Source organism: uncultured Gordonia sp., assembly GCF_937858515.1.
Classification (GTDB): domain Bacteria; phylum Actinomycetota; class Actinomycetes; order Mycobacteriales; family Mycobacteriaceae; genus Gordonia.
On record NZ_CALLZT010000083.1, the window covers coordinates 1 to 13,494 of the forward strand.

The following is a 13,494-nucleotide window of genomic DNA, read 5'->3' on the forward strand; positions in this document are numbered from 1 at the left end:
AGAAGTGGGCCCGCGACGCCAAGATCCTCGACATCTTCGAGGGCACCCAGCAGATCCAGCAACTCATCATCGCCCGCCGACTGCTCGGCAAGTCCAGCGCCGAGCTCAAGTAATACCTCGGAACAAGAACCGCCCCGGAGCACGGATCAGACGCATATACGCGTCAGTTCCGCTCTCGGGGGCGGTTTTTGTTCTGCTACGACGATTGCGCGGCCAATACTCTCGCGGCCTCGCGGACTGCGGCGGTATTGGCTTTGCCCTGCCTGGATCCGGCCAGTTTGGCTTTGATGTGGTCGCGGACGAGGATCGGTTCGTAGGCCAGGCCGTCGTCGGCGTCGAGGTGGCTGGGCAGGGTTTCGATGACGGCGTCGACGTTGCCGTCGCAGAAGAAGGCGACGGACCGGCGACGCTTGATGGTGCCGTCGACGATGGGCGGTTTGACCCGGTGCAGCGTCGACATCCAGCGGTCGTTGGTCAGGCGGGCGGTGAGGTCGCCGAGGTTGATCAGCAGGGCGCCGTCGACGGGGCTGACGTCGTGCCAGATACCGTCGGTACCGAGTACCTGCAGCCCGGCGACCTGATCGGCCCACAGCACGGTGACGATGCCGTAGTCGGTGTGTTCGCCCATGCCGGTGAGGTCGCCGTCGAGTGTGACGGTGCCTTCGGGGAGGGCGTAGTTGTTCATGCGCAGCACTTCGATGGCGTGGTCGGTGAGAGCTGCGAAGAAGTCGTGATCGAGGCCGAGGGCGTCGGCGAAGACGCCGGTGAGCGTGTGGGCAACGCGGGCCGCTTCGGCATAGTAGGCCTCCACGCGGTCCTGGAACGCGTCGAGATCCGGCCACACGTTGAGGCCGTAGTCGTCCTCGGACAGGTCCAGGCCGGGAAAGGACCGGGCTTCGGCGCCCACGTTGAACGCCTCGAAGAAGTCGTTCATGCGGGACGACGATTCGACGCCGAGGCTCAGCGACAGTGATTCGCTCTTGGGTGGGGAGTAGCCGCGATTGCCGGGGGCGAGGTATTTCTTCTTCTCGGCGAGAGATTGGTTGAAGAAGGCGTCGGAGGCGTCGCCGAGCCCGTCCCAGATGCCGGCGGGAATGCCGTGCCCGACCACCTGAACGAATCCGACTGTGGCACAAGCATTGTCCATCGCCTTGGCGACGGCTGCGCGTTCATCGGTGCTGCCCTCGCCGACGTACGCGGAGATATCGACGACGGGGACCACGAACTCCGTCGGCCGGGAATCTGATTGTGACATGGGGAACCTCCGGGGGCTGGGCGACTTCTCCATTGTGTGCGTCGTCGGTTGATCACCCGAGTCAGCCGTGTGACACCCGTGTTTCCCGTGCGGTTCAGCTCAGCAACCGCTGTCTCAGCCGATTCTCGCGTCCGATCCGTACGGTGTCGCGGCGCCGACGCTCGGCCAGGACCGCCGCCAGCAGGTACTCGCCCGGTGTTCCCGGCGGCGGCAACGGAGCCACATACCGGGACGTTTCGACGACCAGCCGGTCCAGCACGATCGCCCGCGACGACGGCGTGAGCTTGAGCCGTCGCGCGAAATACTGCCGGATAGCCAGCGTGAGCTGTGGCGGCAGGGTCGCGATATCGGCCGAACGCGCCCACGGTTCCAGATAACCCGGCATGGGCACCGGCTGCGGCATCCGCAGCTTGTACCGGTCCCGGATCACATATGTTCCGGCCAGCAGATCCCCGAGCCGTTTGCCCTTTCTGTTCACCACACTGGCGACTAGCGCCGGAAAACCCATGCAGCTGTACAGTTCCACGCTGCCGACCAGAGCCCGGGTCAGCGCGTGCCGAAAGCTGATCGGACCGGCGTCGTCGCGGACGGTGCGCAGCCCCAGCGCCAGATGGCCGAGCGTCTTGCCGCGGGTCGCGGTTTCGATCGCCGTCGGGAACGCCACGATCGCCAGAATCGTCGCCACCGTCAGGGTCGCGATCAGCATCGCGTCGTCGGTGTCCCCGGCCAGCGCCGTCCCGATGTAACGAAGCGCGAACCATAACGACATCCCGGCGACGATGTCGATCAGACCCGACAGCACCCGCAGCCCGATGTTCGCCGGCGGCAGATCCAGCGCGACGGCCTCCCCGGACACCAGATCGTCGGCGCCCACACCGATGGTCCCGTCCGCTGGGACTCCGGATCCGTACATAGCCATCGAGCCTAGTGCGTGGCGAATTGACCGTCGCGTGAACGACCGACAGCCCTCCCCGAGGCATACCCTGGCCTCATGGATCTCGACGCGTATGTGACCGAGCACCTGCCGTCCTGGCAGCGGCTCGACGCGCTCTCCCGCAACCGACGGCTCACCGGTGAAGAGGCCGACGAGCTCATCGACCTGTACCAGCGCGTCGCCACCCATCTGTCGGTGATCCGCTCGGCCACCCCCGACGCCGAACTGGTCGGATACCTGTCGGCGTTGCTGGCGCGGGCCCGATCACGCGCGGCCGGGACGCGGTCGGCGTCGTGGTCGGATCTGGGCCGGTTCCTCGCCCGGTCGTTTCCGGCGGCGATGTACCGGATGCGCTGGTGGTGGATCGGGGTGATGGCGGCGAGCACCGTCGCAGCGGTGGTGATGACGTGGTGGATGCTGGAACATCCGAGCATCGAGTCGTCGCTGGCCTCGCCCGCGCAGATCGAGGAGATGGTCAACCACGACTTCGAGGACTACTACTCCGAGTACGCGGCGCAGTCGTTCGCGTTCCGGGTGTGGACCAACAACTTCTGGCTCGCCGCAACATGTATCGCGCTCGGCGTGTTCGGCCTTCCGGTCGTATACATGCTGTATTTGAACGTCGTCAACCTGGCGGTGGTCGCGGCGATCATGATCAACCACGGGCGCGGCGACTTGTTCTTCGGCCTCATCACCCCGCACGGCCTGCTCGAGCTGACGTGTCTGTTCGTGGCAGCCGGAGTGGGTTTGCGGCTGTTCTGGGCGTGGGTGTCACCGGGGGACCGGACACGGGTACAGGCCCTCGGTGAGGAGGGCCGTGCGGCGATCGGGGTGTCGCTGGGTCTGGTTGTGCTGCTGCTGATCTGCGGCATCATCGAGGCATTCGTCACCCCGTCGGGACTGCCGACGTGGGCGCGCATCGGGATAGGTGTGGTCGTCTGGGCAGGCTTCTGGGTGTATGTGTTCACGGCCGGTCGCTGGGCGCACAATGCTTCGGAGACAGGCGATGTTGAGGAGTTCGAGCGCGGCTATTCGGTGCCGGTCGCGTAGGAGGCTGGGGTACATGCAGCTGGGGCACATGCAAATTGACCTGAACAGCGATCTCGGCGAACACTACGGTGCCTGGCGCATGGGTGACGACGACGCGATGCTCGCGATCGTGACCAGCGCGAACGTCGCGTGCGGATTCCATGCCGGCGACCCGGTGTCGGTGCTGGCGACGGTCCGTGCCGCCGCGAAACTCGGGGTGGCGGTCGGCGCGCACATCGCCTATCCCGATCTCGTCGGTTTCGGGCGCCGCCCGATGACGCCGTCGGCAGCCGAACTCGAAGCGGACGTGATCTATCAGATCGGTGCGCTGCAGGCGCTGGCCCGGGTGGCCGGAACCGAGGTCAGCTACGTCAAACCTCATGGGGCGCTGTACAATACGATCGCATTCGACGAGCAGCAGGCGGCCGCGGTGATCGGTGCGGTCGAGGCCGTCGACCCCGATCTCGCGCTCGTGTGTCTGGCCTCCTCACCGATCGTCGACCAGATCAGGGCAGCCGGTCTGCGGGCCGTACCGGAGGCGTTCGCCGACCGGGCCTACGAGCCGAACGGCGCGCTGGTGTCCCGGCGCGAGGCCGGCGCCGTGCTCGAGGATCCGGACCTCATCGCCGAACGCATGCTCACCCTCGTCCGCGACGGTGTGGTGGTGGCCCGCGACGGCAGCGAGGTGGCGATCGAGGCCGATTCGATCTGCGTCCACGGCGACAGCCCCGGAGCCGTGCACATCGCGACGGTGGTCCGGGACCGGCTCACCGAAGCCGGTGTGACGCTGCGCCCGTTCGCGGCGAGATCCTGATCAGAGCAGACCGCGGGACTTGAGCATCAGGTAGTGATCGGCCAGCGCCGCGGGCAGCGACTCCGGATCAGCCGCCACAACGTCGACACCCAGACGCCCGACGGCCGCGACGGTGCGTTCACGCAGCAGACCGGTGCGGACTGCGGCTGCGGCGTCGTACACCTGCCGCAGATCCTCACGCTGATCGACCATCGCCGTGATCGCGGGATCGGCGACCGAGGCGATCACCACCCGGTAGCGTTGCGCGAGCACCGACAGCGGCGCCAGCAGCGACTCCTCGATCGCCGCCGGTTCCAGGGCCGTCAACAGCACCAGCAGCGCCCGATGGCGGCTGATCTTGGTCACTTCGGCGCTCAACAACGGCCAATCAGCCTCCAGCAGAGCCGGTTCCAGCGGTGCCATCCCGTTGACCAGGTCGTTCAGGAGCGTCGACCGCGACGCGTTGATCACGCGTTGGCGCACCCGCCGGTCACCGGCGATCAGGTCCACCCGGTCACCGGCGTGGGACGCGAGGGCGGCCAGCAGCAGCGCGGCGTCCATCGATGCGTCGAGCCGGGGTGCATCGCCCACGCGGGCCGCGCTCGTACGCGAGGTGTCGAGCACCATGACGATGTGCCGGTCGCGTTCGGGCTGCCACGTGCGCACCACCGTCGACCGGCGCCGCGCGGTGGCCCGCCAGTCGATGCTGCGGACGTCGTCTCCCTCGACATAGTCGCGCAGCGAGTCGAATTCGGTGCCCTGCCCGCGGATCCGGACGGCCGAGCGGCCGTCGAGCTGACGCAGCCGGGCCAGCCGCGACGGCAGGTGTTTACGCGATCCGAACGGCGGCAGGGCGCGGACGCCGCCGCCGACGGCGACCGACCGCTGCCGGCCACCGAGCCCCAGCAATCCGGGGCGGCGCACTGTGACCCGGATGGCTAGCCTGTCACCGCGGCGCGTCGGATGCAGCGTGGTGACGACGGCGCGGCGCTCGCCCGCGGGCACATCCAGCTGATGGACTGGCGAACCGGCTCCCGCCGACGGCTGCCACGAATCCTTCAGCGCGCCACGGAATCGGCGGGGTCCGGGATTGGTCACCAGCAGTGTCGAGGTGGTCTGCTCGCCGAGCCGGATCGGGGCGATGGGCAGCCTTGTCAGCTCCACCGCCAGCGGCTTGCCCGCCGCCACGATGTCGGCGACCAGCAGTATCAGCGCGACGAGCATCCACCACAGCACCGTCGCATGCGAGGGCGACAGGATGACCGGCACGGCCCCGAGCAGGACCAGGCCGAAGAACCGTCCGGTGATGAACATCAGCGTGGCACGGGAACGGAACCGATGGCGCTCTCGAGCACGGCCGCGACCGACACACCTTCCAGTTCGGCTTCGGCCCGAAGTGAAAGCCTGTGCGCCAGTGTTGATTGCGCGAGCGCCTTCACATCGTCGGGGGTGACGTAATCGCGACCGTTGAGCCACGCCCACGCCCGGCTCGTCGACAGCAGCGCCGTCGCGCCACGCGGGCTGACTCCCAGCGACAGTGACGGGGAAATTCTTGTGGCGCGGGCGATGTCGACGATATACGCCAGCACCGCCGGGGCGACGGCCACCCGTCGGACGGCGTCCGCGCCCACCTCGATGTCGGCCGCCGAGGCCACCGCGGAAAGCCCTGCCGCACTTAGATTCCGGGGATCGAAACCGGCGGCGTGCCGGGCCAGGATGTTGATCTCGTCGTCGCGCGGCGGGACCGGCAGTACCACTTTGAGCAGGAAGCGGTCCAACTGTGCCTCGGGCAGCGGATAGGTGCCCTCGTACTCGACGGGATTCTGGGTGGCCGCCACCAGGAACGGCTTCGGCAGTGGACGGGGCCGTCCGTCGATCGACACCTGCCGTTCCTCCATCGCCTCCAGCAACGACGCCTGTGTCTTCGGCGGGGTGCGGTTGATCTCGTCGGCCAGCAGCAGATTGGTGAACACCGGACCCTCACGGAAAGTGAATTCCGATGTGGCGGCATCGAAGACGAGCGATCCGGTGATGTCGCCGGGCATCAGATCGGGGGTGAACTGAACCCGCTTGGTGTCGACGGCGAGGGTATTCGCCAGGGTCCGCACAAGCAGCGTCTTGGCAACGCCTGGAACACCTTCGAGCAGGATATGGCCGCGGCACAGCAGCGCGATCAGGATTCCGGCGACCGCGGCATCCTGTCCGACAACGGCTTTGGCGACCTCGGCGCGCACCGCGCCGAGCGCCGCGCGGGCCGCGTGTTCACCGGGGTGACTGAATTCAGATGTCATGGCGTGAAACGGACTTCCTTCTCGAGGTCGGACAGGGCGCGGGCGAACAGGACCAGACCGTCGTCGTCGACGGGTAGCGGACCGGCCAGCAGTGGATGGATCTGACTCGGATCCCAGCCCGACGCGGCGGATGCGGCATCGACGATGGCGTCGACCGGGCCGGCCGAACGCGGATCGTACGGCAAACCGACTGTGACACTGATCTTCTGGAGGGTATGCACGCGCAGGGCGGCAGCGGACCGGGTGATGGCGCGCGAGCGGTGATACAGCCGGCCGCGGGCGCGGGTGGTTTCGTCGGATTTGACCACCACCGGCAGCGGTTCGGTCACCAGCGCGCCGAATCGCCTGCCCCGCCACAGCATTGCTGCGAGCAGGCCGAAACCGGCGAGTAGCACCAGAGGTCTTACGGCGTCGGGGATGTCGTCGCCGGAACTGACATCTGAACCGTCGGTGAGGGTGTCGGTCCAGTCGGGTACATACCAGACGACCTTGTCGGTCGGGGCGAGCGTACGGATGGCCACGCCGGCGTTGTCGACGCGGGTGATCGTGTCGTTGCGCAGCAGATCACCGGTCAGCACCACCGTCTCCGGGTGCTCGGCGGACCTGGGCAACACCACCAGCTGGGCTGCCTCGCCGTCGATGAAGCATTCGACCGCGGAATCGAGCCGGAACGGGCGAAAGCCGTTCTTTGCGACGCTGACGGTGTCAGTGGGGGAGACGAATTCCGTGGAACACCGGGCGGGTACCGTATCCCGGACACCGGTCGCCTGCGTGGTGCCCACCGGAAGATTCAGCGACCCCAGCTGTGGGCTGGTCGGGTCGATCAGCACCAGCCGATGCGCTTCCCGGACCGCGGCGAGCAGGCGTGGCGCCCACTTGTCACCGACATCGATGATGCTACTCACCACCACGGTGGTGTTCGCGTCGACTCCTGCCCGCTCCAGGCCGCGACCGCTGCGGATCACCCGCACGTCGGCGCCGTGGGAGTCGATCACCGCCGCGAGGGCGGCGGCACCCTCCGGCCGCGGATTGCCGGGGTCGAGCCACCCGTTGTGGATGGACTGCCTGCTTGTGATGAGCACGACCGCACCCACGACCACCGCCACCAGCACTGTGACGCCGAGATACCACCATCGTCGGCCCCGTTTGGTGGGCGAGGCCGGAACCGTCACGGCCGGCGCGGTCATGACACCGCCTCCGTGACGCCGGCGACGGCGGTGAGTCTGTGGGGTGCGGTGCGGTCGAGAGTCTTCTCCAGAGCGATCGCGCGGCGGGCGTCGGCGGGTGCTGCGTGGGCCGATCCGTACACGACGGCATCGAAAACACCTGCCAACCAAGATGTTTCCGCGACATGATCGGGAAAGTACCGGGCCAGTGCGGAGCTCACCTCGTGGGCGGTCATCGTCGCCTCGCCGGGTACCAGTGTGCGTTCGCGGGCCCGGGCGGCGACGGCCCGCATGGCCAGGTGCACCACCTCGTCATGGTCACCGGCGGCCAGCGCCCGCCCGGCCAACGTGCGCAGTTCGGCTGCGCTCAGCGTGCCCGGGCCGAGCGCACCCGGATCGGTGCTGCCGCGGACCCGGCGAGTGCGGCGCACGAATCTCATCGAGTAGGCGATGCCGCCGATGAGCGCGAGAATCACCAGCACCACCACGACATTCGGAAGATGTGGCGACGAATTACCGAGCGCATCGGTCAGTGACGCGATCTTGTCAAATATCCAGTCCGAGATACGTTCGACCAGACCGGGTTTGGACTCCCGATAGCGGGCTTTGCCGAGTTCGTCGACCAGCCAGCGGCGCGCCTGCTCGTTGTCGGGATCCGGTCCGGCGGCCAGGACGATGACGCCTACGGTCATGGCTGCTGGTAGGGCGGGTATTGGCCGGGGTACGGCCCGGGCTGTCCGTACTGGGGCTGTCCATAGGGAGACGGTGCTTGGCCGTACGGCATTTGGGTCTGTCCGTACGGCATTTGGGTCTGTCCGTACGGCACTTGGGTCTGTCCGTACGGCATTTGGGTCTGTCCGTACGGCACTTGGGTCTGTCCGTACGGCGTTTGGGGTTGCCCGTACGGAACTCCCGGACGGGAGTGTCGGGACAGGGGAGGCCAGCCACCGGTGTGTTGTCCGGCGGCCACCTCGGCCGCGACCTCCCCGAGATCCAGATCGAAACCGTCCTTGCGAGTACGTGAATCCAGGTGCAGCACGGCGGTGACGACGGCCATGAACGGTTGCGTCAGGATGATGGCCACGATCGTTCCCAACAGGTAGATGCTCATCGAGGCCAGCATCGCGCCGGTCGACTCGGAACCGGAGTCGGCGAGGATCACGGCGACGGAGATCATCTGAAAACCGAACTGGATGACCGACTGGATCACGGTGACGATCACATACATGAGCATCAGGTTGCCCAGGGTCCGCCAGAACAACCCGTCGGTCAGCGTCCACGAGCGGCGCAGTGCCGCGACCGGCCCGAGGTTTTCGGTGAACAGTGCGGGCAGCGTCAGTGACACCCGCACGGCGAGCCACACCATCGGCACCAGTGTCGTAAGGGCCACCACGACCGCGGCGATCGCCAACGCGGGAGTCTGCGCGGCGATCGCCCCCGCGAGCATCGCGAACGCGGGCACCAACAGCGCGACGGACCCCACCGCGATCAGGAAGAACGCACCGAGGAACGCCGGAATGCGGCGCCGCGTCATCCGCCAGGTCTCGCCGATCCCGGGGCGGCGGCCCACGGCCTGCTGGTTCAGCGGATACGCCAAGATGCCGGCGCATATCCCGGACGCCGCGCTGGACACCAGCACGAACCCGCCCGCGCCGACGGCGATGAGAAGTTCGGCCAGGGAGTTCTCGAAGTCGGAACCGTATGCGATGGCAACGACGACCAGACCGATCACCGCGCACAGCAGTACGGTCGCCACCTGCATCAGCAAGACCAGCCCGAAGTAGACGCGGGGAGCGCCCCGGATCGCGGCGAATGTGACCGACAGGATGTCGCCGGCGCCGAGCGGACGTAGTGGCACGATGCCCGGCTTGTGCATCAGCATCGGATTGAGGTTTCCCCACCCGGGTCCGGGGTAGCCGGGCGACGGATATCCGGGAGCCGGCGGTGGCGCCGGATACGCAGAGGCTTGATCAGGTGCGGCGGACCAGCCCGCGGGCGGCACGACGTTCGCGTCCGGGGCCGAACCGGGCGCGACCCACTGGCCGCCACCCTGCCCGATCGGATCATTGCTGGTCACGTGTGTCATCCCTCCTGTCCGGCGACGGTACCAAACAGACAGATGGTGTCCGAGTTGTTTGTCGTCGGATCGACCGACGCCATGGTCACCGGTGAGCATGGTAACTTCTCGAATAGAACACGTTCTAGTTTTGGAGGCAGGAATGACCGTCGAACAAGAATCACCCGCCCAGGATTCGCTGGAAGACAAGATCGCAGTGGCCGTCGATGCCTACGTCGAACTCGTCGCCTCGGGCACCGGCGAACAGATCGCCGACCTCTTCGCCGCCGACGGCACGGTCGAGGACCCCATCGGCACCCCGGTGCGCACCACCCGCGACGAGATCGTCGAGTTCTACAACGTCATCGCGAACATGGACACCCGCACCACCGTCCTGAACTGGAAGAAGATCGCCGGTGACACCGCAGTCTTCGAGTTCGTGCTCACCACCGGCACCGCCGGCATGAACTTCGAGATCACCCCCGTCGACATCATGGTGTTCGATGCCGAGGGCAAGATCACCTCCATGCGAGCCGTCTGGCAACCCTCGGACCTCAAACAACTCTGAGCAGAACGTCTCAACCGGCGAAGGGCCCCGCCACAAGGCAGAATCCATTTGTGGCACGCTACGGATTCTCCCCGACGCAACTCTCGGCTCGAGCTGCCTACCTGCTCCGCGGCAACGACCTGGGCACGATGACGAGCGCGGCACCCAAGCTGTATCCGCACATGTGGAGCTGGGACGCCGCGTTCGTCACGGTCGGGCTGGCGCCGCTGTCCGTCGAGCGCGCCGTCACCGAGATGGACACCCTGCTGTCGGCGCAATGGACCAACGGGATGATCCCGCACATCGTGTTCGCGAACGGCAGGGACGGCTACTTTCCCGGGCCCGCGCGCTGGGAATGCGCCCGGCTGGCCGCGTGCGCCCCGCAGGGCCGGGACACCTCCGGCATCACCCAGCCGCCCGTGCACGCCATCGCCGTCGCCCGCATCCTCGACCATGCCCGACGCCACGGCCGCACCACCCGCGGCATCGCGAATGAGTTCATCGACCGCCGCTGGGGTGATCTGGTGCGCTGGCATCGCTGGCTGGCCACCGCCCGCGACCCGCACGGCCGCGGCCGCGTGACCATCTACCACGGCTGGGAATCGGGGATGGACAACTCGCCCCGCTGGGACTCCTCCTACGCCAATGTCGTTCCCGGACAAGATCTTCCCCCGTACGTACGCGCCGACCTCGATCATGTGGGCGGCGACGTGTCGATGCGCCCGTCCGATCTCGAATACGACCGGTACATCTGGCTCGTCGAGCAGATGAAACGCGCCAACTATGACGACGAGATCCTCTCCGACGTCATGGATTTCGCGGTCGAGGACGTATTCGTCAGTGCCATCCTGGCCGTCGCCTGCGACGTTCTCGCCGACATCGGCGAAGATCACGCCAAACCGCTGTCCGATGTTCGCGAACTCCGCGGCTGGGCCAATCGCTTCCGGTCCGGTGTCGTTTCCGCGACCAACGAACGCAACGGTGCAGCAAGGGATTTCGATGTCCGCGCCGGGACGTGGATCAACACCGAGACCATCGCCTGCTTCGCGCCGCTGCTGTGCGGCGGCCTGCCCCGCGAACGCGAACGCGCCCTCCTGCGGTTGTTCGAGGGCCCGCATTTCTGCGGTCACCCCGATCTGCGGTTCGCCGTACCGCCGTCCACCTCGCCGATCTCCCCGGACTTCCGCGCCCGCGAATACTGGCGCGGCCCCGTCTGGCCCGTCATGACCTGGCTGTTCAGTTGGGTCTTCGCCCACCGCGGCTGGCCCGAAAAGGCCTCCCGGCTACGTTCGGAAGGCCTCCGCCAGGTCACCGACGGCCACTTCGCCGAATACTACGAGCCTTTCACCGGCGAACCGCTCGGCAGCATGCAACAAAGCTGGACCGCCGCCTCGGTTCTCGACTGGCTCGATTAGCTTCGATTTGCCGATTCAAGAAGCTCCCGAAAGAGCCAGGCCAGTGGGATGCGTAGCACCGCCGAGGTGTAACTCTCGCTAGTGCAAGAGTTAACGCTAGAGTTAACGCTAGAGTTAACGCTAGAGTTGCAACCGACGGGAGCGCAGCGGTGAGCGACACAGCGGCACTGGTTGCCAGACTACGGACGTCTGCCGCAGAGACGACGGACATCGAAGTCAAAGCCGCGGCCGGAGGACTGCCGAAGAACGTAACAGAGACCTTGAGCGCGTTCGCCAACGGTCGTGGCGGCACTCTGCTCCTCGGACTCGATGAGGGCACCGGCTTTATCCCCGTCGCCGGATTCCGTCCGACGGCGATCCGCGACGCCCTGGTCACGGCGTGTTCCGAAGCCTTGGTGCCAGCCTTACGTGTACCGGTCGAGATCGAAGAGTTCGAGGGTGGGCACATCGTGCGGGCCGATATCCCGGAGATCGATCCGATCGACAAGCCTTGTCATATTGCGACACGGGGAGCATATCAAGGCTCGTTCATTCGCACAGGTGACAGTGATCTGCATCTTACCCACTACGAGGTCACGCAGTTGCTCTCCAACCGGACGCAACCCGTCTTCGACGCCGAACCTGTTCCGCGGGCAACGATGTCCGACCTTGACCCGGACCTCGTTGCCGCGTTGGTCACCCGTCTTCGACGACGTTCACCGCGCAGCTTTGCAGGGCTCGCCCCCGACGAAGCGCTCATCCGAGTGGGCGCGGCGGTCAACGATGATGGGATACTTTGTCCGACGCTGGCCGGGCTTGTCTGCCTCGGCGTCTACCCACAGCAGTTTTTCCCGCAATTGTTCGTGAGTTTTGTTGCCCTACCGTCAAATACGACGGGCGAGGCGACTCCGGATGGAACCCGTTTTCTCGACAATATCAGCCTTACCGGACCGATCCCGAACATCGTTGCGGATGCGACCGTGGCGCTGTTGCGGAATGTTCGTTCTGCGTCTGTTGTCCGGGGTGTCGGCCGCGAAGACAGATACGACTACCCCGTTGAGGTCTTCCGTGAGCTGATCGTCAACGCATTGATGCACAGGGACTACGGTCCTGAAGCTCGTGGCACCCAAGTTCAGGTGGAGCTGTTCCCCAGCCGACTCGTGATCAAGAGTCCGGGAGGCATCTACGGTGCCGTCCGAGTCGAGGATCTCGGTACGGCCGAACAAGTGTCGTCGTCTCGCAATGCGACACTCGCGCAGCTGCTCGCCGACGTTGAACTCGTGGATGAGCCCGGTCATGTGGTCAGCGAGAACCGAGGGTCGGGCCTGCCGAGAGTGGTTCGAAGTCTGCGGCAGGCCGGCATGAGCCCACCCGCATTCGATGTCCAACCCGGTCGCGTCAGCGTCACAGTGCCTCAGCATGCTCTGCTGTCGGTGGAAGTCATCGACTGGATCGGATCACTGGGGATCAACGATCTGACCGATGTCCAGCACCTGGCGCTGGCGATCATGAACTCCACCGGGCGGGTCACCAACGCGATGCTCCAGGCATGGGGCATCGATCGCATCTCCGCTGGGAATGCACTGCGTGATCTGGTTGAGCGGAATGTCGCGCTGCCGTCCGGAGGGCGGAGGTATGCGAGTTACCGCCTGGCACCGGGAATCAGAGAACACCTCAACGCCCAGAGTACGGAGACAGTATCGTCAATATCCGTTCCCCGCACGGAGCCAGAGTCGCCGAGAATTGGCCCGCGTAGAAGTGGAATCGCTGCGGATCATGATGCCATAAAACAGGCGATTCGCTCCGGGTATACCACGGCCCGGCAGATCGGGGAGGCACTGGCGATGGACTACCATGCGGTCCTTCGCCGGCTGCGCACACTACAGGATCGCGGCGAAGTAGTTCGAACACGACCGCAGCACAGCAGAAGCCAGACATATGCACTTATTCAAAAGGACGATGACCAATGAGTGCGCTTCGCAGCGAAGCGGGGGGAGTATCGGATCGCGGGCACCCGGTGGTGACCTTC

General features: G+C 66.2%; 13 protein-coding genes. 6 read left to right on the forward strand and 7 right to left on the reverse strand.

Translation table 11 applies throughout. From position 1 onward, the window contains the following. A partial coding sequence (locus tag Q0627_RS07130) for an acyl-CoA dehydrogenase family protein (protein WP_298808763.1) occupies nt 1–113 on the forward strand: 113 nt, incomplete at its 5' end. An 83-nt stretch (nt 114–196) separates the two neighbouring features. Here the strand turns inward: Q0627_RS07130 and Q0627_RS07135 are convergent. Beyond that, the gene (locus tag Q0627_RS07135) at nt 197–1,255 is read right to left on the reverse strand and encodes an isopenicillin N synthase family oxygenase (protein WP_291013702.1); all 1,059 of its coding nucleotides are present in this window, start codon (nt 1,253–1,255) and stop codon (nt 197–199) included. Between the two features lie 94 nt (nt 1,256–1,349). Beyond that, nucleotides 1,350–2,168 (reverse strand): RDD family protein, encoded by an 819-nt coding sequence (locus Q0627_RS07140; protein ID WP_291013700.1) that lies wholly within the window; start codon nt 2,166–2,168, stop codon nt 1,350–1,352. A gap of 78 nt (nt 2,169–2,246) precedes the next feature. Between Q0627_RS07140 and Q0627_RS07145 the strand changes: the two genes are divergently transcribed. Together Q0627_RS07145 and Q0627_RS07150 are read left to right on the forward strand one after the other, a co-directional pair. Beyond that, on the forward strand, nt 2,247–3,239 hold the full coding sequence (locus tag Q0627_RS07145) for a stage II sporulation protein M (RefSeq protein WP_291013698.1): 993 nt from the start codon (nt 2,247–2,249) through the stop codon (nt 3,237–3,239). 28 nt (nt 3,240–3,267) lie between these two features. Beyond that, nucleotides 3,268–4,032 carry a 5-oxoprolinase subunit PxpA gene (locus Q0627_RS07150; protein WP_291013696.1) on the forward strand — a complete coding sequence of 255 codons (765 nt, stop codon included), beginning with the start codon at nt 3,268–3,270 and terminating at the stop codon, nt 4,030–4,032. On the opposite strand, the gene Q0627_RS07155 is transcribed toward Q0627_RS07150, so the two are convergent. From Q0627_RS07155 to Q0627_RS07175, 5 genes are read right to left on the reverse strand one after another with little or no spacing between them, the layout of a single operon-like run. Then, entirely contained in the window at nt 4,033–5,325 is a 1,293-nt protein-coding gene (locus Q0627_RS07155; protein ID WP_291013694.1) for a DUF58 domain-containing protein, read from the reverse strand. Then, complete coding sequence (locus Q0627_RS07160) at nt 5,325–6,302, reverse strand: MoxR family ATPase (protein WP_291013692.1); 978 nt, start codon at nt 6,300–6,302, stop codon at nt 5,325–5,327. The genes Q0627_RS07155 and Q0627_RS07160 overlap by 1 nt, the downstream gene beginning before the upstream one ends. Continuing rightward, the gene (locus Q0627_RS07165; RefSeq protein WP_291013690.1) at nt 6,299–7,489 is read right to left on the reverse strand and encodes a DUF4350 domain-containing protein; all 1,191 of its coding nucleotides are present in this window, start codon (nt 7,487–7,489) and stop codon (nt 6,299–6,301) included. Before Q0627_RS07165 ends, Q0627_RS07160 begins: the two co-directional genes overlap by 4 nt. Then, on the reverse strand, nt 7,486–8,160 hold the full coding sequence (locus Q0627_RS07170; protein ID WP_291013688.1) for a DUF4129 domain-containing protein: 675 nt from the start codon (nt 8,158–8,160) through the stop codon (nt 7,486–7,488). Before Q0627_RS07170 ends, Q0627_RS07165 begins: the two co-directional genes overlap by 4 nt. Further along, entirely contained in the window at nt 8,157–9,545 is a 1,389-nt protein-coding gene (locus tag Q0627_RS07175; protein ID WP_291013686.1) for a glycerophosphoryl diester phosphodiesterase membrane domain-containing protein, read from the reverse strand. The genes Q0627_RS07170 and Q0627_RS07175 overlap by 4 nt, the downstream gene beginning before the upstream one ends. A gap of 142 nt (nt 9,546–9,687) precedes the next feature. On the opposite strand from Q0627_RS07175, the gene Q0627_RS07180 reads away from it, so the two are divergent. From Q0627_RS07180 to Q0627_RS07190, 3 genes are all read left to right on the forward strand, one after another. Next, complete coding sequence (locus tag Q0627_RS07180) at nt 9,688–10,092, forward strand: nuclear transport factor 2 family protein (protein WP_291013684.1); 405 nt, start codon at nt 9,688–9,690, stop codon at nt 10,090–10,092. Between the two features lie 50 nt (nt 10,093–10,142). Further along, nucleotides 10,143–11,486 carry an MGH1-like glycoside hydrolase domain-containing protein gene (locus tag Q0627_RS07185; RefSeq protein WP_291013682.1) on the forward strand — a complete coding sequence of 448 codons (1,344 nt, stop codon included), beginning with the start codon at nt 10,143–10,145 and terminating at the stop codon, nt 11,484–11,486. Between the two features lie 149 nt (nt 11,487–11,635). After that, nucleotides 11,636–13,435 carry an ATP-binding protein gene (locus tag Q0627_RS07190; RefSeq protein WP_291013680.1) on the forward strand — a complete coding sequence of 600 codons (1,800 nt, stop codon included), beginning with the start codon at nt 11,636–11,638 and terminating at the stop codon, nt 13,433–13,435. Nucleotides 13,436–13,494 lie beyond the last annotated feature (59 nt).

What these genes read in the sequence shown, in the direction of transcription:
- Q0627_RS07180 (WP_291013684.1), top strand. Translation starts at nt 9,688, where the DNA reads ATGACCGTCGAACAAGAATCACCCGCCCAGGATTCGCTGGAAGACAAG.
- Q0627_RS07165 (WP_291013690.1), bottom strand. Translation starts at nt 7,489, where the DNA reads ATGACCGCGCCGGCCGTGACGGTTCCGGCCTCGCCCACCAAACGGGGC.
- Q0627_RS07155 (WP_291013694.1), bottom strand. Translation starts at nt 5,325, where the DNA reads ATGTTCATCACCGGACGGTTCTTCGGCCTGGTCCTGCTCGGGGCCGTG.
- Q0627_RS07170 (WP_291013688.1), bottom strand. Translation starts at nt 8,160, where the DNA reads ATGACCGTAGGCGTCATCGTCCTGGCCGCCGGACCGGATCCCGACAAC.
- Q0627_RS07140 (WP_291013700.1), bottom strand. Translation starts at nt 2,168, where the DNA reads ATGTACGGATCCGGAGTCCCAGCGGACGGGACCATCGGTGTGGGCGCC.
- Q0627_RS07160 (WP_291013692.1), bottom strand. Translation starts at nt 6,302, where the DNA reads ATGACATCTGAATTCAGTCACCCCGGTGAACACGCGGCCCGCGCGGCG.
- Q0627_RS07150 (WP_291013696.1), top strand. Translation starts at nt 3,268, where the DNA reads ATGCAAATTGACCTGAACAGCGATCTCGGCGAACACTACGGTGCCTGG.
- Q0627_RS07145 (WP_291013698.1), top strand. Translation starts at nt 2,247, where the DNA reads ATGGATCTCGACGCGTATGTGACCGAGCACCTGCCGTCCTGGCAGCGG.
- Q0627_RS07135 (WP_291013702.1), bottom strand. Translation starts at nt 1,255, where the DNA reads ATGTCACAATCAGATTCCCGGCCGACGGAGTTCGTGGTCCCCGTCGTC.